The sequence below is a fragment of the Alcanivorax sp. genome (assembly GCF_040118815.1).
Lineage (GTDB): Bacteria > Pseudomonadota > Gammaproteobacteria > Pseudomonadales > Alcanivoracaceae > Alcanivorax.
Window position 1 is genome coordinate 66064 of record NZ_JBEDTC010000004.1, and the last position, 22483, is coordinate 88546.

Below are 22483 nucleotides of genomic sequence, written 5' to 3' on the forward strand. Positions count from 1 at the left end.
ACACAAGACGCTCCGTGCCTGACAACGGCTTTTCGCGTCCTGCGTCTAGCGTCAGGCATCCAGCGTCCCTTATACTGCCCTGTTCATTTTGACAGTACTCAGGGGCAGTTGATGGATACCATTCTGGTTCGTGGCGCACGCACCCATAACCTGAAGAACGTGGACCTGGATATTCCCAGGGACAAGCTGGTGGTAATCACCGGCCTGTCCGGTTCCGGCAAATCCTCCCTCGCATTCGACACCCTGTACGCCGAAGGGCAGCGCCGTTATGTGGAATCGCTGTCCACCTACGCCCGCCAGTTCCTGTCGATGATGGAAAAACCCGATGTGGACCACATCGAAGGGCTAAGCCCGGCCATTTCCATCGAACAGAAATCCACTAGCCACAACCCTCGCTCCACCGTGGGCACCATTACCGAAATCTACGACTATCTGCGCCTATTGTTCGCCCGGGTCGGGGAACCCCGCTGCCCCGAACATGATGCCCCGTTGGCAGCACAAACCATCAGCCAGATGGTCGATCAAGTATTGACCATGGAAGAAGGCAGCAAGCTCATGCTGCTGGCACCGGTGATCCGGGAAAAGAAAGGTGAGCACGTCCACCTGTTCGAAGAACTGCGCGCCCAGGGTTTTATTCGGGTACGCATTGACGGCCGCATCTACGACATGGACGACACGCCGGACCTGGACAAGAACAAGAAACACACCATCGAAGTGGTCGTCGATCGTTTCAAGGTGCGTGATGATCTGCAGAACCGTCTGGCGGAATCTTTCGAAACCGCCCTGAATCTGGCCGACGACATTGCCGTGATCGCCCCCATGGAAGGCGACGGCGAGGAAACCACTTTCTCTGCCAAATTCGCCTGCCCCACCTGCGGCTACTCGATCCCGGAGCTGGAACCTCGCCTGTTCTCATTCAATAACCCTGCCGGCGCCTGCCCCAGCTGTGACGGTTTGGGCATGAAACAGTTTTTCGATGAAAGCAAGGTGATCAATTCCGACGAGCTTTCTCTCTCTGAGGGCGCTATCCGGGGCTGGGATCGACGAAACGTATATTATTTCCAGATGCTCAACTCCCTTTCCCAGAGCATTGGTTTCGACATGGATGCGGCCCTCAAGGATCTGCCCAAAGACGTGCGCAAGAAGGTGCTGCACGGCACCGGCAAAGAAAGCATCGAGTTCCGTTACCTTAACGACCGCGGCGATATCATCAAACGCAACCACCCGTTCGAGGGCATCATTCCCAACATGGAGCGTCGCTACCGGGAAACCGAATCCGACGCGGTACGTGAAGACCTACTCGGCTATATGTCGACCTCTAGCTGCCCCAGCTGTAACGGATCACGTTTGCGTGAAGCGGCTCGCCATGTCTTTATCGAACAAACCAACCTACCGGATGTAGTGCGCCTGGCCGTGGGCAAGGCGCACGCCTATTTCAGCGACTTGAAACTGCCTGGCAGCAGAGGTGAAATTGCTGACAAGATCCTCAAGGAAATCCGCGACCGGCTACAGTTCCTGGTCAACGTGGGGCTGGAATATTTAACCCTGGAACGTAGTGCAGAAACCTTGTCCGGCGGTGAAGCCCAGCGGATTCGTCTGGCCAGCCAGATCGGCGCGGGCCTGGTAGGCGTGATGTATGTACTGGACGAGCCATCCATCGGTTTGCATCAACGCGATAACGAGCGCCTGCTGAGCACCCTGACTCGACTGCGCGACCTGGGTAATACCGTCATTGTGGTGGAACATGATGAGGATGCCATCCGTCTGGCCGATCATGTGATCGATATCGGCCCCGGCGCTGGCGTCCACGGCGGCGAAGTCATCGCCCAGGGCCGCGCCCAGGATGTAGCCGACAACCCGGCCTCACTCACCGGCGATTATCTCTCCGGCCGGAAGCAAATCGCCATTCCGGCCCAACACCGACAACACAATGACGATCGCTGGCTGACACTGCACGGCGCCACTGGCAATAACCTGAAAGGGCACCCACTCAATATCCCGGTAGGACTACTGACCTGTATCACCGGCGTGTCCGGTTCCGGCAAGTCCACCCTGATCAACAGCACCCTGTACCCGTTGGCAGCCACCAAGCTCAACAAGGCCACCACACTCACCGCCTCACCCCATGAGTCCGTCGAAGGCCTTGAGCATTTCGACAAGGTGGTGGATATCGACCAGAGCCCCATCGGTCGCACCCCCCGCTCCAACCCTGCCACCTACACAGGCATTTTTACTCCGGTGCGCGAACTGTTCGCTGGCACCCAGGAAGCCCGCGCCCGCGGCTACAAGCCGGGCCGCTTCAGTTTCAATGTGAAAGGCGGCCGCTGCGAGGCCTGTCAGGGCGACGGCGTCATCAAGGTAGAGATGCACTTTCTACCCGATATCTATGTTCCCTGCGAAGTCTGTGATGGCAGACGCTACAACCGGGAGACCTTGGAAATCACCTACAAGGGTAAAAATATCTTCGAAGTGCTCGACCTGACTATCGAAGATGCCCGCGAGTTTTTCGATGCCGTCCCGTCACTGGCGCGCAAGCTACAGACATTGATGGATGTAGGCCTCAGCTATGTGAAACTCGGCCAGGCCGCCACCACCCTGTCCGGCGGTGAAGCGCAACGGGTCAAGCTGGCCAAAGAGCTGTCTCGGCGGGATACCGGCAACACCCTCTACATTCTCGACGAGCCCACCACCGGCCTGCACTTTCATGATATTCAGCTACTGCTGGACGTGCTTAACCGTCTGGCTGACCACGGTAATTCCGTGGTGGTGATAGAGCACAATCTGGATGTCATCAAAACCGCAGACTGGATTGTGGACCTGGGCCCAGAGGGCGGCGATGGCGGCGGCGAGATCATCGCCGAAGGCACCCCGGAAGAGGTAGCCAACGTCAAAGGCAGCCACACCGGCCGCTTCCTCAAACCCATGATGAAATAAGGCCGTTCGCCTGACACAGAAACGGGCAACGCAGTGCGGAAAAAGACTTCCCACTTATCCGCCAGCTCGTCAAAGAGGCTTAATCACCTGGAGCTACGCCGCTGCCCGCTCAGCGCTACCTGATCGCCTGCCTACTGGAGCCAGCCATGCAAGCGCGGGGCGGGCACAACCCAAGCATGGCTTCCGCCACCACCACCTTTTATGCCAACTGCCTGCGACCACACCGCCCGGCACGCTCCCACGCACAACAATAGCGCAACCACCCCACACTTTGCCCCGCCCGCCCCGCCACGGGGCACTATCCCCATCAGGAAAACCTGGATTAATGGCACGTTTTCTGCTTTGTACAACCCAATACACAGGCCGAGGAGTACGAGTATGGAATCCACCCCGGACCACCGTTGGCTGATGCAGTACAACATCGTCAATCTGGTCAATCAGTGCCGACGTTTGATCCGTGCCGAATTCGACGAAAACCTGTCCCTCACCGACCCACAGCTCCGCTTTAAACTGGCTCATTTTGCAGGCCATACCCGCTCTCAGGGATTCCAAAGGCTGTACTGCGAAATCCGGCTGGCGTTACTCAACCTGGAAGGTGCAGATCCGGAACCACAACAGCCCGCTGCCGCTACCGTGCGACGTTACCGAGGACAAGCGATCGATCCTTCACCTGAAGTCAGCAAACAGATGCCCACACGCAGCCGCTCAACACAGAAGGCCGTTATTTACCGGGGAAGAACGGTGGCACAAGGGTAACAAGAGGAAAGAGCCTGACATGTCAGGCGGAGAACTGAAAAATGCTTAAATCCAATGGCAGGCTCTCCCCCAGCCACATCACCAGCTCGCTATGATCGCGGAGATCGTCGCCGCTGAGCCCATGCACAAACACTGTTAGCCCGTTCCGGCTGGCCATCAGCCAGGGGATCACCTCTCCCGCCAAGCGCCGCGGAATGGTCAGCTGACAGCTCCAACAAGGGTGCGGCCCCACCGGCTTACGGTGCATGTGCCCCATGGGCACAGCAAAATGTTGATGGGCGGCCTGACAGAGAGCGGCCGCCTGAGAGAAGGTGTGCTCGTCGAAATAGACGTGTGCATGAAAACCGTTAATCGCCATACGCTATGCCTGTTAATCACAAGCCCAGCATAGCCGATGCTTTCACACTTGCAACAGGCACAAAAAAACCGGGCACAGGCCCGGTTTTTTCTGGAACCGTTAACGCTTACTCTTCGTCAGCGTCAGCCAGCTCAGGACGATCAACCAGTTCAACATAGGCCATCGGTGCGTTATCGCCCGCACGAAAACCCATCTTGAGAATGCGGATGTAGCCACCCGGACGCTCCTGATAACGAGGACCCAGCTCGTTGAACAGCTTACCGACCATTTCCTTTGAACGGGTGCGGTCGAAAGCCAGACGACGGTTAGCAACGGAGTCTTCTTTAGCCAGAGTGATCAGCGGCTCAGCCACACGGCGCAGCTCTTTGGCTTTCGGCAGAGTGGTTTTGATCACTTCGTGATCAAGCAGAGACACAGCCATGTTACGGAACATCGCCTGACGATGAGAGCTGTTCCGATTCAGTTTTCTGCCGCTTTTGCGATGACGCATGATTCTGTTCCTATGTTCAGGGGCGCTTCACAGCGTCCACAACAACTAATTAGCGCAATTTGGTGTTCAGCCGGTCATCATCCCGCAGGCTGACCGGTGGCCAGTTCTCGAGACGCATGCCCAGTGACAGACCTTTAGAGGCCAGCACATCTTTGATCTCGGTCAGCGACTTCTTACCCAGGTTCGGGGTTTTCAGCAGCTCAACCTCAGTACGCTGTACCAGATCACCGATGTAGTAGATGTTTTCCGCTTTCAAACAGTTAGCGGAACGAACGGTCAGCTCAAGATCATCCACCGGACGCAGCAGGATAGGATCGATCTCCTCACGCTCCTGCTTCGGCTCAGGCTTGGCATCCTGCTCCAGGTCTACAAACACCGCTATCTGCTGCTGCAGAATCGTTGCTGCACGACGAATCGCTTCTTCCGGATCAATGGTTCCATCTGTTTCCAGATCGATAACCAGCTTGTCCAGGTCAGTACGCTGCTCAACACGAGCTGCTTCTACCACATAGGCCACGCGACTAACCGGGCTGTAGCTGGCATCCAGCTGCAGGCGACCAATACCACGAGTCTCGTCGTCTTCTGACTGACGGGAATCCGCAGCAACATAGCCACGTCCTTTCTGAACCTTAAGCTTCACACGCAGTTCGGTGTCGCCTGTAATGGTGCAGATCAGGTGATCCGGGTTAACAATCTCAACGCTGTGGTCGCGCTGGATGTCATTCGCGGTAACAGCACCCGGGCCTTTTTTGACCAGCTCGAGGGTCGCTTCTTCGCTATCTTCCATTTGCAGGGCAACGCCCTTCAAGTTCAGCAGGATGTTGATCACATCTTCCTGAACACCTTCAATGGAAGAATATTCATGCTGCACACCGTCGATCTCCACTTCGGTGATCGCACAGCCGGGCATGCTGGAGATCAGGATGCGGCGCAGCGCAGTCCCCAGAGTGTGGCCAAAACCACGCTCCAGCGGTTCCAGAACCACTTTGGCGCGGGTCAGGTTGATCGCGTTGACCGCGATCGAGCGGGGCGTGAGAAAGTCGTTCACGGCGGTCATAGAGATCCCTCAGGCAGTCCTTACTTGGAGTACAGCTCGACGATCAGATTTTCGTTGATCTCGGCAGGCAGGTCGATACGCTCAGGCTTCGCCTTGTAGGTACCTTCCAGCTTCTTGTCATCAACTTCAATCCACGGCATAAAGCCGCGCTGTTGAGCGAGCTCCATGGCGTTCTTCACGCGCAGCTGGGTCTTAGACTTCTCGCGAACGTTGATCTGATCACCAGGCTTCACCTGGTAAGAAGCAACATTCACAGACTGGCCGTTAACCAGGATTGCACGGTGGCTAACCAGCTGACGCGCTTCGGAACGGGTAGAACCAAAGCCCATGCGGTAAACCACGTTATCCAGACGACCTTCCAGCAGCTGCAGCAGGACTTCGCCTGTGGCACCTTTGGAAGCAGCCGCTTTCTTGTAGTAGCTACGGAACTGCTTTTCGAGCACACCATAGGTACGACGAACTTTTTGCTTCTCGCGCAGCTGAACACCGTAGTCAGACAACCGTGCCGGGCGACGGCCGCTGGCACCAGCAGCCTGGCCAGGAGCCTGGTCAGCTTTACACTTGGATTCCAGAGGGCGGATACCGCTCTTCAGGAACAGATCAGTGCCTTCTCGACGGGAAAGCTTGCACTTGGGACCGATGTATCTTGCCATCTTGCTCTAACTCCCGTTACACGCGACGCTTTTTAGGCGGACGGCAACCGTTATGGGGAATCGGCGTTACGTCCTCAATATGGGTGATCTTGTAGCCGCAACCGTTCAGGGCGCGAATAGAAGATTCACGACCGGGACCGGGGCCTTTCACCCGCACTTCAAGATTTTTCAGACCGTAGTCCTTCGCAGCATTACCCGCAGTTTCAGCCGCCACCTGGGCAGCAAACGGGGTGCTTTTACGTGAACCACGGAAACCAGCGCCACCGGAGGTCGCCCAAGACAACGCATTGCCCTGACGATCAGTAATGGTGATGATGGTGTTGTTGAAGGAAGCGTGCACGTGCGCAATACCGTCTGCAACGGTGCGCGTTACCTTCTTACGACGTGCGCCACTATCTTTCTTTGACTTAGCCATAATGCCTATCCAAATCCAGCCGCTGTCTAATTCAGCTTATTTGCGAATCGGTTTACGCGGACCTTTACGGGTGCGCGCATTGGTCTTGGTACGCTGGCCGCGAAGCGGCAAGCCGCGACGATGGCGAATACCACGGTAGCAACCGAGGTCCATCAGACGCTTGATGTTCATGTTGATTTCCCGGCGCAGGTCACCTTCGGTAGAGAACTTGGCCACTTCACCACGAATGGCATCAAGTTGCTCACCGGTCAGATCGCGAACTTTCGCGGTCTGCTCAATACCAGTCGCCACGCAGATTGATCCTGCGCGGGTGCGACCGATCCCGAAGATGTAGGTGAGAGAAATCACCGTGTGCTTATTTTCCGGGATGTTAACGCCTGCAATACGGGCCATCCGAATATCTCCGATTCACAAAACGGGTGGCGCCAGGCTCACAGGCGCCGAAAGGCGGCAGAGTCTAGCGCTACACCGACTGAATTTCAACCAAACACTTAAAAGAAGACTAAACCTTAACCCTGGCGCTGCTTGTGCCGGGGTTCGGCACTGCAGATTACCATGACACGTCCCTTACGACGGATCACTTTGCAGTTACGGCAGATCTTCTTTACAGAAGCCTGAACTTTCATCGCACTCGCCTCGTTCGTTAACGCACCAGACCGGTGCCACCATACCCTTTCAGGTTGGATTTCTTCATCAACTTCTCGTACTGGGTGGACGTCAGGTGCGAATTAACCTGCGACCAGAAGTCCATAACCACTACCACAACGATCAGCAGAGAGGTGCCGCCCAGATAAAAGGGCACATTGGCAACAGCTTGCAGACCTAGCGGCAGTAAGCACACCAGCGTCATGTATACCGCACCGATCAGAGTCAAACGCCCCATCACCGTGTCGATATAGCGAGCGGACTGCTCGCCCGGGCGAATGCCCGGAATATAAGCACCGGATTTCTTCAGGTTGTCCGCGACATCCTTCGGATTGAATACCAGCGCTGTATAAAAGTAGCAAAAGAACACAATTGCCAAGGTAAACAGCAGAATGTACAGCGGTGTACCTGGCAGCAGGGCTTCACTGACATTACGCAGCGCCTGGCCCCACCATGAATCCGGATTGGAATCACTGAACCATTGGGTCAGCGACGCCGGAAACAGCAATATAGAGCTGGCAAAAATCGCAGGAATCACCCCTGCCATATTCACCTTCAGCGGCAGATGACTCTGCTGCGCTGCATATACACGACGCCCTTGTTGGCGGCGCGCATAGTTTACCGTAATTCGGCGTTGTCCGCGTTCCACGTATACCACACCGAAAATAACGGCCATGGCGACCAGGAACACAAACAGCATCATGATCAGGCTGAGGTCACCGGTACGCGCAGATTCAAACGTCTGCGCCACCGCACCGGGCAAGCCGGACACGATGGAGGCGAAAATCAGCATGGAAATACCATTGCCGATACCGCGCTCGGTAATCTGCTCACCCAACCACATCAGGAAGACAGTACCTGTTACCAAGGTGCTGACTGCCACAAAGTAGAAGCTGGCAAGCTGCATGGTGCTGGCTGTTTCAGGCAGCAGCGTAATGCCCTGACTGTTAAGACCGGCCACCATGCCGAAAGACTGAATCGCCCCCAGAACTACCGTCAAATACCGGGTGTACTGGGTAATCTTGCGCCGCCCTTGCTCACCTTCTTTACGAAGCTGCTCAAGCGTGGGGACTACAGCAGTCATCAGCTGAATCACGATGCTGGCTGTAATGTAGGGCATAATGCCCAACGCAAAGATACTCATGCGCTCCAGTGAACCACCAGAGAACATGTTAAACAGGCCAAGAATTGTGTCCCGGTTATTGTTGAACATCTGTTGCAACGCTTCCGGGTTCATGCCCGGGACCGGGATATGAGCCCCGACCCGGAACACCACCAGGGCGCCCAACAGAAAACCGATCCGCCGCCACAGTTCACGCATTGCGTTACCGTCAGCTTTCGGCGCACCGCCATTTAGTGTTTGAGCGCGATTCTTCGCCATAAAGCGCAGCCTTACTCTTCGACTTTACCGCCAGCTTTTTCAACCGCTTCACGGGCGCCTTTGGAAATGGCCACACCACGAACGGTCACTGCACGATCGATTTCACCTTGCAGAACAATCTTGGCACGCTTCATGTCACGACGAACAACGTTGGCAGCTTTCAAAGAAGCCAGGTCGATCACGTCACCTTCCACTTTTGCCAGTTCAGCAAGACGGACTTCAGCAGTACCCATTGCCAGCTTGGACGTGAAACCGAACTTCGGCACACGACGCTGCAGCGGCATTTGACCACCTTCGAAACCGGGCTTAACGGTACCACCGGAGCGAGACTTCTGACCTTTATGACCACGGCCACCAGTCTTACCCAAACCGGAACCGATACCGCGACCTACGCGCTTACCTTCCGGACGGGAACCTTCAGCGGGATGCAAATCATTAAGACGCATCACTTATTCTCCCTCTACCTGCACCAGGTACGAGACCTTGTTAATCATGCCGCGTACTGACGGGGTATCTTCAACTTCAACGGTGTGGCCAATACGGCGCAGACCGAGGCCACGCACGCAGGCCCTATGCTTTTCGAGCCGGCCGTTGGTACTTTTAACCAGCTTTACCTTGATCTTTTCAGCCATCGTATCGATTCCGCTTATCTGCGCTTAGTTCAGAATCTCTTCAACAGACTTGCCACGCTTGGCAGCCACAGATTCCGGAGAAGCCATGGATTTCAGACCATTGAAAGTAGCCCGAACCACGTTTACCGGGTTAGTGGAACCATAGCACTTGGCCAGTACGTTCTGAACGCCTGCGACTTCCAGCACGGCACGCATGGCGCCGCCGGCAATCACACCGGTACCTTCATCGGCCGGCTGCATGTACACCTTGGAGGCGCCGTGACGGGCCTTCATTGGGTGCTGGATGGTAGAGCCGTTCAGCTCTACCTGAATCATGTTGCGGCGGGCAGCTTCCAGGGCTTTCTGGATAGCAGCAGGCACTTCACGCGCCTTACCACGACCAAAGCCAACTTTGCCCTTGCCGTCACCCACTACAGTCAACGCGGTAAAACCAAAAATACGGCCGCCTTTTACTACTTTAGCAACCCGGTTTACCTGAACCAGTTTTTCCTGCAGACCTTCGTTGGGATCAACCTTCGCCATAACCAAGCACCCTTAGAATTCAAGCCCGTTTTCACGCGCGGCATCAGCTAGCGCCTTTACGCGACCGTGATATTTAAAACCAGAACGGTCAAAGGCTACGCGCTCAATGCCCGCTTCTTTGGCACGCTGAGCAATAATCTGACCAACTTTGGTCGCTGCATCAGCATTGCCGGTAGCGTCAGCACGCAAATCTTTCTCCACTGTACTGGCAGAAGCCAGAACCTGGTCGCCTGCCGCAGAGATTACCTGCGCATAAATATGACGCGGGGTACGATGTACGCAAAGACGAACTTCGCCCAACTCGCGGATCTTCAGACGAGTGCGCTTGGCCCTGCGTAGACGTGCAACTTTTTTGTCTTTCATGGCATCAATCTCGACGATTATTTCTTCTTGGCTTCCTTACGGCGCACTTGCTCATCAGCATAGCGCACCCCTTTACCCTTATAAGGCTCAGGCGGACGGAAGGCCCGAACATTGGCAGCAACCTGACCAACCAGTTGCTTATCAATGCCCTTAATGACAATTTCAGTCTGGCTCGGGGTTTCTACGGTAATCCCTTCAGGCAACTCGTAAGCCACCGGGTGGGAAAACCCGAGGGTCAGGTTCAACACCTTGCCCTGAGCCTGTGCGCGGTAACCAACACCCAAGAGTTGAAGCTTACGCTCAAACCCATCGGCCACGCCGGTTACCATGTTATTCAGCAGAGCACGGGTGGTCCCTGCCAGAGCCCAGGCCTTCTGGGAGTCGTCGTGAGGCTTAACAGACATCACGCCTTCTTCCAGAGACACGGCTACCAGCTCGTGAACTTCATGCTCCAAGCTGCCTTTGCCACCTTTTACGGCGACTTTCTGGCCGTCGACTTTAACTTCGACGCCCTTCGGCAGATTTACCGGATTTTTTGCTACTCTAGACATTGTTGCACCTAACCTGTCTACGCCGCTTCTGTTAGGACACTTCGCAGATCAGCTCGCCACCAATATTGGCTTTGCGCGCTGCGCGGTCAGAAATAATGCCCTGATTAGTGGATACGATCATAACACCGAGGCCGTCTTTGACCTTGGGGATCTCACCAGCGGACTTGTAAACCCGCAGACCAGGACGGCTTACCCGTGCGATCTTTTCGATCACTGGGCTGCCTTCGAAATACTTCAGATCAACCGTCATTACCGGTTTTTTATCGCTGGTCACTTCGTAACCTGCGATATAGCCCTCGTCCTTCAGTACTTTGGCAACAGCTTCCTTTGCTTTTGACGCAGGAATCTCTACCTGTACTTTCTTGGCCATCTGGGCGTTACGGATACGAGTAAACATATCCGCCAAGGTATCTTGCATGCTCATGCCGCAATCGCTCCGCTACCTAACTCTTGGCTTACCAGCTGGCCTTAACCAGACCGGGAACATCACCGCGCATTGCTGCTTCACGCAGCTTGATCCGGCTCAAGCCGAACTTGCGGTAGTAACCGTGCGGACGACCGGTGATACGACAGCGATTACGCTGACGAACCGGGGAAGAATCGCGCGGCATTTTTTGCAGCTGAAGCTGAGCATCCCACTTCGCTTCAGGTTCTGCATTGGGATCCTGGATGATCGCCTTAAGCGCTGCGCGCTTGGCGGCAAAACGCTGAACCAGCTTAGCGCGTTTTGCTTCCCGGTTTTTCATGGATTCTTTAGCCATGACAAATCCTCTTAGCCCTTCAGCGGGAAGTTGAAGGCGCGCAGCAGCGCCCGTGCTTCGTCATCGGTCTTGGCTGTAGTGGTAATGGTAATATCCATACCACGCAGCTTGTCGACCTTGTCGAAATCGATCTCCGGGAACACGATCTGCTCACGCAGACCCATGGAGAAGTTGCCCCGGCCATCGAAGGATTTCGGATTCAAACCACGGAAGTCACGGATACGCGGAATGGCGACAGAAACCAGGCGTTCCAGAAATTCATACATTCTCTGGTTGCGCATGGTCACCTTGCAGCCAATCGGCCAACCCTCACGGATCTTAAAGCCTGCAACAGACTTGCGAGCGTTGGTTACCAGCGGCTTCTGACCAGAAATGGCCGTCATGTCCGACAGTGCACCTTCCATCGCTTTACGATCCGCAGAAGCTTCACCAACACCCATATTCAGGGTGATCTTGGTGATCTTCGGCACTTCCATGATGTTACCGAGACCAAGCTCTTCTTTCAGCTTGGGCGCGATTTCGTCTAGATAAATCTTTTTTAGATCACTCATGGGTCACCTAACCTACAGCGTTTCGCCGTTGGACTTGAAGAAGCGAACTTTTTGGCCGTCTTCAAAACGGAAGCCCACACGATCCGCTTTCTGCGTCTTGGGATTCCAGATGGCAACATTGGAAGCGTTCAACGCTGCTTCCTGTTCTACGATGCCGCCTTGAATACCGCTGTTAGGGTTAGCCTTAACATGCTTCTTGACCATGTTAACGCCAGCAACGATGAGCCGGCCGTTGTCCAAAACCTGCTGGACAGCGCCACGCTTACCCTTGTCCTTACCCGCAATTACGATAATTTCGTCTTCACGCTTAATCTTGAGCATTACCTTCACCCGCCTTTACAGAACTTCAGGTGCCAGGGAAATGATCTTCATAAATTGCTCAGTACGCAGCTCGCGCGTTACTGGGCCGAAGATCCGAGTACCGACCGGTGCTTTGTTGTTGTTCAACAAAACGGCGGCATTTTCGTCGAAACGAATCAGTGAACCGTCGGGACGACGTACACCTTTACGGGTACGAACTACCACAGCGGTCATCACGTCGCCTTTCTTTACACGGCCGCGTGGAATTGCTTCCTTTACTGTGACCTTGATGATGTCACCAATGCCTGCATAGCGGCGGTGAGAACCACCCAGCACTTTGATGCACTGTACTCGACGGGCGCCACTGTTATCAGCTACCTCGAGCATGCTTTCGGTCTGAATCATCGCTTAATCTCTCCAACTCTGCCTCTACAGGCAGCCACAGCAACGGTCCGTTTAGGCCTTAGACTGTTCAACTACGTTAACCAGCATCCAAGCTTTACGCTTGGACAGCGGCCGGCACTCCTCGATGGTGACCAGGTCACCTTCACGGCACTGATTCTCTTCATCATGCGCCATCAATTTGGTGGAACGCTTAATGATCTTGCCGTAAATCGGGTGCTGAACCCGGCGCTCTACCAACACAGTGATAGTTTTGTCACCTTTATTAGAGATGACTTTGCCGGTAGCGGTCCGGCGCATTGTGTTCGCCTCTGCCATGACTAGTTACCCTGTTTCTCTCTCAGAATGGTCTTAACGCGCGCAATATTGCGGCGAACCGTCCCAAGCTCATGGGTTTTAGAAATCTGACCGGACGCGCTCTTCATACGCAGCTTGAATTGTTCCTCAAGCAGCTCGATTTGCGTCTGCTGCAGCTCCTCGACACTCTTATCTTTCAGATCGCTCGCTTTCATGGCTTACATCACCGTCCGAGTAACGACACGGGTGCTTACCGGCAGCTTGGCCGCGGCCAGACGGAACGCTTCACGCGCAACGTCTTCTGACACACCTTCCATTTCGTAAAGCATCTTTCCAGGTTGAATTTGCGCAACCCAGTACTCTACAGAACCTTTACCTTTACCCATACGCACTTCAAGAGGCTTATTGGTAATCGGCTTGTCCGGGAATACCCGGATCCAAATTTTACCGCCCCGCTTGATATGGCGGGTCATCGCACGACGGGCTGCTTCGATCTGGCGCGCAGTAATACGGCCACGACCGGTTGCCTGCAGGCCAATGGTGCCAAAAGACACCTTGCTGCCCCGCTGTGCCAGGCCACGGTTACGGCCCTTCATCACTTTCCGGAATTTGGTACGCTTCGGCTGCAACATCGTTCGTTACCCTTTAACCGCGGCCGCGCTTCTTCGCGCCCTTGGACTGCTTCTGCTCTTCCTGTACCTGCTCCATGCCACCAAGCACTTCGCCGCGGAAGATCCAGACCTTCACACCGATGGTGCCGTAAGTGGTTTCAGCACGTACGCTTGCGTAATCGATGTCAGCACGCAAAGTATGCAGTGGCACTCGGCCTTCGCGATACCATTCGGTACGCGCGATTTCTGCACCACCCAGACGACCGGACAACTGAATACGAATACCTTCAGCGCCTGACTTCATGGCGTTCTGCACCGCACGCTTCATGGCGCGACGGAACATGACTCGACGTTCCAGCTGGCCGGCGACATTGTCACCTACCAAGCGGGCATCCAGGTCGGGCTTGCGTACTTCCTCGATGTTGATGTGCACAGGCACACCCATCTTGGCAGCAACATCACGACGCAGACGCTCAACGTCTTCACCTTTCTTGCCAATAACAATGCCCGGACGCGCAGTAGCAATAGTGATGCGAACGTTTTCAGAAGGACGTTCGATCTTGATACGGCTTACCGATGCACTTTTAAGGCGCTTGAAAAGATACTCACGCACTTGCAGATCGGTAACCAGGCAGTCTGAATAAGACTTCGGTCCGGCATACCAAAGCGAATTATGCTCTTTGACAATGCCAAGGCGAATACCGACCGGATGAACTTTCTGACCCATCTGGTTACTCCTGACCTTCTGAGACTTTCACAGTAATGTGGCAAGTACGCTTGAGGATACGATCAGCGCGGCCTTTGGCGCGCGGGCGGATCCGCTTCATCGTCATGCCTTCATCCACGAACACCGTGGACACCTTCAGCTCATCAACGTCAGCGCCGTCGTTGTTTTCCGCATTTGCAATCGCGGACTCCAGCACCTTCTTAACGATTTTTGCCGCCTTCTTCGGGCTGAATTCCAGAAGATTCAGCGCCTTCTCGACCTCCAGGCCACGGACCTGGTCGGCTACGAGGCGGGCTTTCTGAGCCGAAATTCTTGCACCGCGCAGACGGGCTGCAACTTCAGTAGCCATAACTGTCACCTTATCGCTTAGCCTTCTTGTCCACGGCATGCCCGCGGTAATTGCGGGTCAGGGCAAACTCGCCCAGCTTGTGGCCAACCATATGCTCGGAAACCATTACCGGCACATGCTGCTTGCCGTTATATACCGCAATAGTCAGGCCTACCATCTCCGGAATGATCATGGAGCGGCGAGACCAGGTTTTAATCGGCTTACGGGAGCCGGCTTCCACCGCATCTTCCACCTTGCTTAGCAGGTGGTGATCCATAAAAGGACCTTTTTTCAGTGAACGTGGCACAGCCTGAACCTCTCTTTATCCCTTACTTACGACGGTCACGCACAATCATTTTGGTCGTGCGCTTGTTTGTACGGGTCTTGTAGCCTTTAGTCGGAACACCCCAAGGTGTAACCGGGTGACGGCCACCAGAACTGCGCCCTTCACCACCACCATGTGGATGGTCTACCGGGTTCATCGCCGCACCGCGTACGGTGGGTCGAACGCCCCGCCAGCGCGTCGCGCCCGCCTTACCCAGTGAGCGCAAGCTGTGCTCACTGTTGGATACTTCACCGATTGTGGCCTTGCAGTCAGCATGAACCTTGCGCATTTCGCCGGAGCGTAAACGCAGAGTCACATACTGGCCGTCTTTTGCCAGCAACTGCACGGAAGTCCCTGCAGAGCGAGCAATCTGGCCACCTTTGCCAGGTTTCATTTCCACATTGTGGATAGTGGAACCCAGCGGAATATTACGCAGCGGAAGGGCGTTACCCAGCTTGATCGGCGCATCTTCGCCAGACTGGATACGATCTTCTGCTTTCAGGCCTTTAGGGGCCAGAATGTATCGACGCTCACCGTCCAGGTACTTCACCAGTGCGATGTGCGCAGTACGGTTTGGATCATATTCCAGGCGCTCAACAACACCGGCAATGCCGTCTTTGTTGCGACGGAAGTCGATCACACGATACTTCTGCTTGTGACCACCACCTTTATGACGGGTGGTAATACGACCGTTGTTGTTACGACCGCCGTTTTTCGCCTTGGCTTCCAACAGCGGCGCGTAGGGAGCACCCTTGTGCAGATCTTCGTTGACCACCTTGACTACAAAGCGGCGGCCCGGAGAAGTCGGCTTGCACTTTACAATCGCCATTATTCCTTACTCCCTTCCTTACTCTGCGCCCAGGAAGTCAATGTCCTGGCCTTCCGCGAGGGAAACATAGGCCTTCTTCCAATCGACGCGCTTACCCGCGACACGACCGAAGAATTTGGACTTGCCTTTCATGTTGGCGGTACGAACAGCTTCAACCTTCACTTCAAAAAGCGCTTCTACCGCTTTTTTGATTTCCAGCTTGCTCGCATCTTTAGCAACCTTGAATACGAAGGTGTTATTCTGATCGGCTACAACTGTGGCCTTTTCAGAAACGTGCGGCGCACGCAGCACCTGCAAAATACGCTCTTGATTCATGCCAGGGCCTCCTCAAGCTTCTTCAGAGCCGGCACAGTGATCAGCACCTTCTCAAAAGCAATCAAGCTTACCGGATCAACGCCCTGAGAATCGCGCACATCAACCTTCGGCAAATTACGTGAAGCCAGGAACAGGTTCTCGTCAACATCATCAGTGACGATCAACACGCTACTCAGCTCCATGTCTTTCAACTTGGCCGCAACCGTCTTGGTTTTGGGAGAGTCAACAGAAAACTCGTCCACAACAACCAAACGCTCCTGACGCACCAGCTCAGACATAATGCACTGCAGCGCACCGCGGTACATCTTACGGTTCACTTTCTGAGAGTGGTCACGCGGTACAGCAGCAAAAGTCTTGCCGCCGCCACGCCAAATCGGGCTACGAATCGTACCCGCACGAGCACGACCAGTGCCCTTTTGACGCCACGGCTTACGACCACCACCACTCACATCGGAACGGTTTTTCTGAGCCTTGGAACCCTGACGGGCACCTGCCAGAAACGCAGTCACAACCTGATGAACCAGAGGCTCGTTAAAGTCCTTGCCGAAGGCGACTTCGGAAACGGTAACGGTACCTCCAGAGGCAGTATTGAGATTCATCCTCTATTCCTCTTTCAGGCCTTCGCCTTCACTGCCAGACGCACGATCACATCACCACCGGTAGCACCGGGGACCGCACCTTTAACCAGCAACAGATTCTTGTCAGCATCGACACGCACCACTTCCAGATTCTGGACAGTGACACGCTCAGCACCCAGATGACCAGCCATCTTCTTGCCTTTAAACACACGGCCCGGGGTTTGGTTCTGACCAATAGAACCCGGAGCACGGTGGGACAAGGAGTTACCGTGAGTGGCGTCCTGGGTGCTGAAGTTCCAGCGCTTAACGCCGCCTGCGAACCCCTTACCCTTAGAGGAGCCAGTGACATCGATCATCTGACCGGCCTCAAACCCCTCTACAGTCACCGAGGAACCCGCCTCAAACTCACCAGCTTCAGCACGAAATTCCCAGACACCACGACCCGCCTCAACACCAGCTTTCGCAAAATGACCGGCTTGCGCCTTGGTCACGCGGCTGGCACGGCGCTCACCTACAGTTACCTGTACGGCCTGATAGCCATCTGACTCTTCGGTCTTGACCTGGGAAACCCGATTAGGGCTCACCTCAATCACAGTCACCGGAACACTGACACCTTCTTCAGTGAAGACCCGGGTCATGCCGCATTTTCGACCGATCACACCAATCGCCATTGTTTACCTCTTCACAACCTGTCGGGATAAACCCGCCCGTTGTTAACCCAGGCTGATCTGCACGTCCACACCAGCAGCCAGATCCAGCTTCATCAGCGCGTCTACGGTTTTATCCGTAGGCTCGACGATATCCACCAGCCGCTTGTGGGTGCGGATCTCATACTGATCTCGCGCATCTTTGTTTACGTGCGGAGAGACCAGCACTGTAAAGCGTTCTTTACGCGTCGGCAGCGGGATTGGACCCGTTACTTGCGCGCCTGTCCGTTTGGCCGTATCCACAATCTCCTGGGCGGACTGATCAATCAGACGATGATCAAAGGCCTTGAGACGAATACGGATTCTTTGGTTAGCCATAGCTAACAAACTCCAGACCGTTTCGAGCCATAGTTTATATGGCAAAAAGCCCACCTACCTCATCGCTATCGGATAGGTGAGTGGTATCAAAACAAGCCCGGGAACAATGCCCCGGTTGGTACTGCCCGAAGGCAGGTGGCGAATACTAGCCATCCCCCGGGGGTATTGCAAGGGGCTTTTCAATAAAAACCCAAAATCAGTCGCAGAAATCATCGCCAGAGCACGACCGAAAGGCCGCAACGCCCTCTGAAACCGTCATATCCGGGCGCCTCGCACTGGATCAAACATAAAACGCCCAAACAAATATTTGCTGTTCACGCCTATGAGGCCAGCACCCTACGCCAGTTTCCCCTCCCCTCCAAGCCCTGCATTGCCTTATCCGAGCAGACCAGACCACGACTCTCTCATCAGCCAGCCAAACGCCGTCGCAGACAACCCAGACCAACAACCCTTGAGCCATTCTTTTGCGGAGCGCTCGACCGCCCAGGAGTCGCACCAGAGGCTATCGTTACTGGCTTTTCGGCTCCCCGAACCCCAGCCCCGCTAAGACTTGAAGCCTCCTGAGTGGCGTCATGAGCCACATTGTACCCCTCACCCACTCACAGGCTCAGGCCACAGCACTACAGCATGAACAACGAAACCTCATGGCGAACCTGCGACAACCCGCCGCTCCCTTGACAAAATAACGGGCAAAAAAAAGGGCCGCCGAAGCGACCCTTTCTTTATCACCGAAAGACTTACTCGGTGATTTTAGCTACCACGCCGGCACCAACGGTACGGCCACCTTCGCGAATCGCGAAGCGCAGGCCGTCTTCCATGGCGATCGGAGCGATCAGCTCAACGTCCATCTGCACGTTATCGCCCGGCATTACCATTTCGGTACCTTCCGGCAGAGTACATGCACCTGTCACGTCAGTCGTACGGAAGTAGAACTGCGGACGGTAGCCGTTGAAGAACGGAGTGTGACGACCACCTTCGTCTTTGCTCAGGACATAAACCTCAGCAACGAACTTGGTGTGCGGCTTGATGGAGCCCGGCTTGGCCAGTACCTGGCCACGCTCAACTTCATCACGCTTGGTACCACGCAGCAGAACACCAACGTTCTCACCAGCGCGACCTTCGTCCAGCAGCTTGCGGAACATCTCAACACCGGTACAGGTGGTCTTGGTGGTATCGTGGATACCCACGATTTCCAGCTCTTCACCCACCTTGATGATGCCACGCTCTACACGGCCAGTTACCACAGTACCGCGACCAGAGATGGAGAATACGTCTTCGATCGGCATCAGGAACGGCTGATCAACGGCACGCTCCGGCTCCGGAATGTATTCGTCCAGGCACTCAACCAGTTTCTGCACGGCAGGCATACCGATTTCGCTGGTATCACCTTCCAGTGCTTTCAGGGCTGAACCCTTGATGATCGGAGTATCGTCACCCGGGAAGTCGTAGTCGCTCAGCAGCTCACGCACTTCCATTTCTACCAGCTCGAGCAGCTCTTCATCGTCAACCATGTCCGCTTTGTTCAGGAACACAACGATGAAAGGTACGCCAACCTGACGGGACAGCAGGATGTGCTCGCGAGTCTGCGGCATGGGGCCGTCAGCTGCGGAACATACCAGGATTGCGCCGTCCATCTGCGCGGCACCGGTGATCATGTTTTTCACATAATCAGCGTGACCGGGGCAGTCTACGTGGGCGTAGTGACGAGTCGGAGAATCGTACTCTACGTGTGAGGTCGCGATGGTAATACCACGCTCACGCTCTTCCGGGGCATTATCAATACCATCGAAAGCAATGGCGCTACCGCCCCATACTTCTGCACATACGCGTGTCAGCGCGGCAGTCAGGGTGGTTTTACCATGGTCAACGTGACCAATGGTGCCTACGTTTACGTGCGGTTTATTACGTTCAAACTTTTCCTTTGCCACGGCTCTATACCTTTAACAAATTAACCGTAAATTTAAGATTTCTTGCCGCTGATGACTTCATCAGCGATATTCTTCGGTGCCTCAGCGTACTTCAGGAACTCCATGGAGTAGCTGGCACGGCCCTGAGACATGGAACGCAGGTCAGTAGCGTAACCGAACATTTCAGACAAAGGCACCTCGGCACGAATAATCTTGCCGGCCATGGTGTCTTCCATGCCCTGAACGATACCACGGCGACGGTTCAAGTCACCCATCACGTCACCCATGTAGTCTTCCGGGGTGACTGCTTCCACCTTCATCATCGGCTCAAGCAGAACCGCACCGGCTTCCTTCGCTGCGTTCTTCACAGCCAGAGCGCCCGCCATGCGGAAAGCGTTTTCGTTGGAATCCACCTCGTGGTAGGAACCATCGTACAGAGTCGCCTTCACGCCCAGAATCGGATAACCCGCCAGCACACCGGATTGCAGCTGCTCGTCGATACCCTTCTGTACCGCGCCGAAGTATTCCTTCGGTACGGAACCACCGTGAATCTGTTCTTCGAACTGGAACTCTTCATCACGATCGATAGGCTCGAACTTGACCTTAACGTGACCGTACTGACCACGACCACCGGACTGCTTCACGAATTTGCCATCCACATCCGCTGCACGGGTGAAGGTTTCGCGGTATGCAACCTGCGGCGCACCGATGTTCGCCTCTACCTTGAACTCACGTCTCATACGATCCACGAGAATATCCAGGTGCAGCTCACCCATACCAGAAATAATGGTCTGGCCGGTTTCTTCATCGGTCTTCACACGGAAAGACGGATCTTCCTGCGCCAGACGACCCAACGCCAGACCCATTTTTTCCTGGTCCGCCTTGGACTTCGGCTCTACCGCAACAGAGATCACCGGATCCGGGAATTCCATACGCTCAAGAACGATCGGGTGCTTCATGTCGCACAAGGTGTCACCGGTGGTGACGTCTTTCATGCCGACACAAGCCGCGATATCACCTGCGAGAACTTCTTTGATTTCTTCACGGCTGTTCGCGTGCATCTGCAGCAAACGCCCCACACGCTCTTTCTTTTCGCGCACGGAGTTGATCACGCTGTCGCCAGAGTTCAGCACACCGGAATAAACACGAATGAAGGTCAAGGAGCCTACAAACGGGTCGGTGGCGATCTTGAACGCCAGTGCAGAGAACGGCTCGTCATCGGAAGACTTACGCGCTTCAACCGTTTCACCATCCGGCAACACACCCTGGATGGCTTTTACCTCATCCGGCGCCGGCAGGAATTCAATCACTGCGTCGAGCAGAGCCTGAACACCCTTATTCTTGAACGCGGAACCACACAGGCCGAGAACGATTTCGTTGGCCAGCACCTGCTGGCGCAAACCTGCTTTGATCTCGTCATTGGAAAGGTCACCTTCTTCCAGGTACTTTTCCATCAGCTCTTCAGAACCGTCCGCTGCCGCTTCCGTCATTTGCTCACGGAGCTCGTCACAACGATCCTTAATGTCGTCCGGGATGTCCTTTTCTTCGTAGGTCATCCCCATGTCGTCTTCGCTCCAGTAGATAGCCTTCATCCGGATCAAATCGACGACGCCCTTGAAGTTATCTTCCGCACCGATGTTGTACTGAATCGGCACAACAGTGGCCCCCAGACGCTTGCGAATCTGGTTACAAACGGAGTCAAAGTCTGCGCCGGCGCGGTCCATCTTGTTGACGAACACGATACGCGGCACTTCATATTTGTTGGCCTGACGCCATACAGTTTCGGACTGCGGCTCAACGCCGGAAGAACCACAGAACACCACCACGGCACCATCAAGTACACGCAAGGAACGCTCTACTTCAATAGTGAAGTCAACGTGCCCAGGAGTATCAATAATGTTGATACGGTGCTGGTCGTACTGCTGGTCCATGCCCTGCCAGAAAGTGGTGGTTGCAGCGGAGGTAATGGTAATACCACGCTCCTGTTCCTGCTCCATCCAGTCCATGGTGGCAGCACCGTCGTGCACCTCACCAATTTTGTGAGACACACCGGTGTAGAAAAGAATACGCTCGGTAGTAGTGGTCTTGCCCGCATCAACGTGCGCACAGATACCGATATTGCGATAGCGATTGAGAGGAGTCTTACGAGCCACGGTGCTAACCTCGATTCACTGGTTCAAATACAAAAACCGGCCTGTACACAGGCCGGTTTCACTCGCTTATCTTCTGCCTTAGAAGCGGAAGTGGGAGAAGGCCTTGTTGGCCTCGGCCATACGATGCACGTCTTCACGTTTCTTCATCGCAGCGCCTTTGCCTTCAGCAGCATCCATCACTTCGCCGGCCAGACGAGCAGGCATGCTCTTCTCACCACGCTTACGGGCAGCATCTACCAACCAACGCATTGCCAAAGCAGTACGACGGCTGGGGCGAACCTCAACAGGAACCTGGTAAGTCGCACCACCAACACGGCGGCTCTTTACCTCGACGGCAGGACGGATATTGTCCAGCGCCTTTTCGAACGTCTCAAGGGAATCAAGCCCCTTACGTTCAGTGATGATATCCAGCGCACCGTAAACAATACGCTCAGATACCGATTTCTTACCACTGACCATTACATGGTTCATGAACTTGGCCAGAATTTGGCTTCCAAACTTCGGATCCGGCAGGATCTCCCGTTTGGCGACAACGCGACGTCTTGGCATCGGATGTGTTCCTCTAACATTCCCGCTTTGGGCGGGGAAAGCTTCAGGTGACTCCGGAACGGCATGCC

Annotated in this window: 34 protein-coding genes; 2 read left to right on the forward strand and 32 right to left on the reverse strand. The window is 54.9% G+C overall.

Annotated features, from left to right (window positions below; genetic code table 11):
• The first annotated feature begins 111 nt into the window (after positions 1–111).
• A complete protein-coding gene (gene uvrA, locus ABNH18_RS03670; protein ID WP_349381524.1) occupies positions 112–2934 on the forward strand; it encodes an excinuclease ABC subunit UvrA in 2823 nt (940 codons plus the stop codon).
• A gap of 378 nt (positions 2935–3312) precedes the next feature.
• The gene (locus tag ABNH18_RS03675) at positions 3313–3690 is read left to right on the forward strand and encodes a hypothetical protein (protein ID WP_349381525.1); all 378 of its coding nucleotides are present in this window, start codon (positions 3313–3315) and stop codon (positions 3688–3690) included.
• A gap of 22 nt (positions 3691–3712) precedes the next feature.
• On the opposite strand, the gene ABNH18_RS03680 is transcribed toward ABNH18_RS03675, so the two are convergent.
• From ABNH18_RS03680 to rpsG, 32 genes are all read right to left on the reverse strand, one after another.
• The gene (locus tag ABNH18_RS03680) at positions 3713–4048 is read right to left on the reverse strand and encodes a DOPA 4,5-dioxygenase family protein (RefSeq protein WP_349381526.1); all 336 of its coding nucleotides are present in this window, start codon (positions 4046–4048) and stop codon (positions 3713–3715) included.
• Between the two features lie 106 nt (positions 4049–4154).
• Entirely contained in the window at positions 4155–4538 is a 384-nt protein-coding gene (rplQ, locus tag ABNH18_RS03685) for a 50S ribosomal protein L17 (protein ID WP_349381527.1), read from the reverse strand.
• A gap of 49 nt (positions 4539–4587) precedes the next feature.
• A complete protein-coding gene (locus ABNH18_RS03690; protein WP_349381528.1) occupies positions 4588–5595 on the reverse strand; it encodes a DNA-directed RNA polymerase subunit alpha in 1008 nt (335 codons plus the stop codon).
• A gap of 20 nt (positions 5596–5615) precedes the next feature.
• The gene (gene rpsD, locus ABNH18_RS03695; RefSeq protein WP_349381529.1) at positions 5616–6248 is read right to left on the reverse strand and encodes a 30S ribosomal protein S4; all 633 of its coding nucleotides are present in this window, start codon (positions 6246–6248) and stop codon (positions 5616–5618) included.
• A 16-nt stretch (positions 6249–6264) separates the two neighbouring features.
• Positions 6265–6663 carry a 30S ribosomal protein S11 gene (gene rpsK / locus ABNH18_RS03700; RefSeq protein ID WP_349381530.1) on the reverse strand — a complete coding sequence of 133 codons (399 nt, stop codon included), beginning with the start codon at positions 6661–6663 and terminating at the stop codon, positions 6265–6267.
• 36 nt (positions 6664–6699) lie between these two features.
• Positions 6700–7056: a 30S ribosomal protein S13 gene (rpsM, locus tag ABNH18_RS03705; protein ID WP_349381531.1), complete on the reverse strand. Its 357-nt coding sequence runs from the start codon at positions 7054–7056 to the stop codon at positions 6700–6702.
• 116 nt (positions 7057–7172) lie between these two features.
• Positions 7173–7289, reverse strand: a complete 117-nt coding sequence (gene rpmJ / locus ABNH18_RS03710) for a 50S ribosomal protein L36 (protein ID WP_008928865.1) — start codon at positions 7287–7289, stop codon at positions 7173–7175.
• 17 nt (positions 7290–7306) lie between these two features.
• Positions 7307–8689 carry a preprotein translocase subunit SecY gene (gene secY, locus ABNH18_RS03715; protein WP_011587704.1) on the reverse strand — a complete coding sequence of 461 codons (1383 nt, stop codon included), beginning with the start codon at positions 8687–8689 and terminating at the stop codon, positions 7307–7309.
• A gap of 11 nt (positions 8690–8700) precedes the next feature.
• Complete coding sequence (rplO, locus tag ABNH18_RS03720; RefSeq protein WP_007151502.1) at positions 8701–9135, reverse strand: 50S ribosomal protein L15; 435 nt, start codon at positions 9133–9135, stop codon at positions 8701–8703.
• A 3-nt stretch (positions 9136–9138) separates the two neighbouring features.
• On the reverse strand, positions 9139–9321 hold the full coding sequence (gene rpmD, locus ABNH18_RS03725) for a 50S ribosomal protein L30 (protein WP_007149547.1): 183 nt from the start codon (positions 9319–9321) through the stop codon (positions 9139–9141).
• Between the two features lie 24 nt (positions 9322–9345).
• Positions 9346–9843, reverse strand: a complete 498-nt coding sequence (gene rpsE / locus ABNH18_RS03730; protein WP_007149291.1) for a 30S ribosomal protein S5 — start codon at positions 9841–9843, stop codon at positions 9346–9348.
• Between the two features lie 12 nt (positions 9844–9855).
• Entirely contained in the window at positions 9856–10206 is a 351-nt protein-coding gene (gene rplR / locus ABNH18_RS03735) for a 50S ribosomal protein L18 (protein ID WP_011587701.1), read from the reverse strand.
• Between the two features lie 17 nt (positions 10207–10223).
• A complete protein-coding gene (gene rplF / locus ABNH18_RS03740) occupies positions 10224–10757 on the reverse strand; it encodes a 50S ribosomal protein L6 (RefSeq protein ID WP_007150172.1) in 534 nt (177 codons plus the stop codon).
• 31 nt (positions 10758–10788) lie between these two features.
• Entirely contained in the window at positions 10789–11181 is a 393-nt protein-coding gene (gene rpsH, locus ABNH18_RS03745; RefSeq protein WP_349381532.1) for a 30S ribosomal protein S8, read from the reverse strand.
• Between the two features lie 31 nt (positions 11182–11212).
• Positions 11213–11518 carry a 30S ribosomal protein S14 gene (gene rpsN / locus ABNH18_RS03750; protein ID WP_007148355.1) on the reverse strand — a complete coding sequence of 102 codons (306 nt, stop codon included), beginning with the start codon at positions 11516–11518 and terminating at the stop codon, positions 11213–11215.
• A gap of 11 nt (positions 11519–11529) precedes the next feature.
• On the reverse strand, positions 11530–12069 hold the full coding sequence (gene rplE, locus ABNH18_RS03755; RefSeq protein WP_007151080.1) for a 50S ribosomal protein L5: 540 nt from the start codon (positions 12067–12069) through the stop codon (positions 11530–11532).
• A gap of 12 nt (positions 12070–12081) precedes the next feature.
• Positions 12082–12390, reverse strand: a complete 309-nt coding sequence (rplX, locus tag ABNH18_RS03760) for a 50S ribosomal protein L24 (protein WP_349381533.1) — start codon at positions 12388–12390, stop codon at positions 12082–12084.
• 15 nt (positions 12391–12405) lie between these two features.
• Positions 12406–12774 carry a 50S ribosomal protein L14 gene (gene rplN, locus ABNH18_RS03765; protein WP_007151625.1) on the reverse strand — a complete coding sequence of 123 codons (369 nt, stop codon included), beginning with the start codon at positions 12772–12774 and terminating at the stop codon, positions 12406–12408.
• A gap of 51 nt (positions 12775–12825) precedes the next feature.
• Entirely contained in the window at positions 12826–13089 is a 264-nt protein-coding gene (gene rpsQ, locus ABNH18_RS03770; RefSeq protein ID WP_011587695.1) for a 30S ribosomal protein S17, read from the reverse strand.
• Positions 13090–13091: 2 nt separating this feature from the next.
• Positions 13092–13283: a 50S ribosomal protein L29 gene (gene rpmC / locus ABNH18_RS03775; RefSeq protein ID WP_349381534.1), complete on the reverse strand. Its 192-nt coding sequence runs from the start codon at positions 13281–13283 to the stop codon at positions 13092–13094.
• Between the two features lie 3 nt (positions 13284–13286).
• Entirely contained in the window at positions 13287–13700 is a 414-nt protein-coding gene (gene rplP, locus ABNH18_RS03780) for a 50S ribosomal protein L16 (protein WP_007150407.1), read from the reverse strand.
• A gap of 13 nt (positions 13701–13713) precedes the next feature.
• Positions 13714–14406: a 30S ribosomal protein S3 gene (rpsC, locus tag ABNH18_RS03785; protein ID WP_007149325.1), complete on the reverse strand. Its 693-nt coding sequence runs from the start codon at positions 14404–14406 to the stop codon at positions 13714–13716.
• Between the two features lie 4 nt (positions 14407–14410).
• Positions 14411–14755, reverse strand: coding sequence for a 50S ribosomal protein L22 (gene rplV / locus ABNH18_RS03790; protein WP_007149326.1), 345 nt, complete (start codon positions 14753–14755; stop codon positions 14411–14413).
• Between the two features lie 10 nt (positions 14756–14765).
• Positions 14766–15041, reverse strand: coding sequence for a 30S ribosomal protein S19 (rpsS, locus tag ABNH18_RS03795; protein ID WP_323775353.1), 276 nt, complete (start codon positions 15039–15041; stop codon positions 14766–14768).
• Between the two features lie 22 nt (positions 15042–15063).
• Positions 15064–15888, reverse strand: coding sequence for a 50S ribosomal protein L2 (gene rplB, locus ABNH18_RS03800; RefSeq protein WP_323775352.1), 825 nt, complete (start codon positions 15886–15888; stop codon positions 15064–15066).
• Positions 15889–15906: 18 nt separating this feature from the next.
• Entirely contained in the window at positions 15907–16203 is a 297-nt protein-coding gene (gene rplW / locus ABNH18_RS03805) for a 50S ribosomal protein L23 (RefSeq protein ID WP_323775351.1), read from the reverse strand.
• On the reverse strand, positions 16200–16802 hold the full coding sequence (rplD, locus tag ABNH18_RS03810; protein WP_349381535.1) for a 50S ribosomal protein L4: 603 nt from the start codon (positions 16800–16802) through the stop codon (positions 16200–16202). Before rplD ends, rplW begins: the two co-directional genes overlap by 4 nt.
• A gap of 14 nt (positions 16803–16816) precedes the next feature.
• Positions 16817–17452, reverse strand: coding sequence for a 50S ribosomal protein L3 (gene rplC / locus ABNH18_RS03815; protein WP_323775350.1), 636 nt, complete (start codon positions 17450–17452; stop codon positions 16817–16819).
• A gap of 42 nt (positions 17453–17494) precedes the next feature.
• Complete coding sequence (gene rpsJ / locus ABNH18_RS03820; RefSeq protein WP_007148458.1) at positions 17495–17806, reverse strand: 30S ribosomal protein S10; 312 nt, start codon at positions 17804–17806, stop codon at positions 17495–17497.
• Positions 17807–18543: 737 nt separating this feature from the next.
• Entirely contained in the window at positions 18544–19734 is a 1191-nt protein-coding gene (gene tuf / locus ABNH18_RS03825) for an elongation factor Tu (protein WP_007151164.1), read from the reverse strand.
• Positions 19735–19766: 32 nt separating this feature from the next.
• Entirely contained in the window at positions 19767–21866 is a 2100-nt protein-coding gene (fusA, locus tag ABNH18_RS03830) for an elongation factor G (RefSeq protein ID WP_349381536.1), read from the reverse strand.
• A 78-nt stretch (positions 21867–21944) separates the two neighbouring features.
• On the reverse strand, positions 21945–22415 hold the full coding sequence (gene rpsG / locus ABNH18_RS03835) for a 30S ribosomal protein S7 (RefSeq protein ID WP_011587676.1): 471 nt from the start codon (positions 22413–22415) through the stop codon (positions 21945–21947).
• Positions 22416–22483 lie beyond the last annotated feature (68 nt).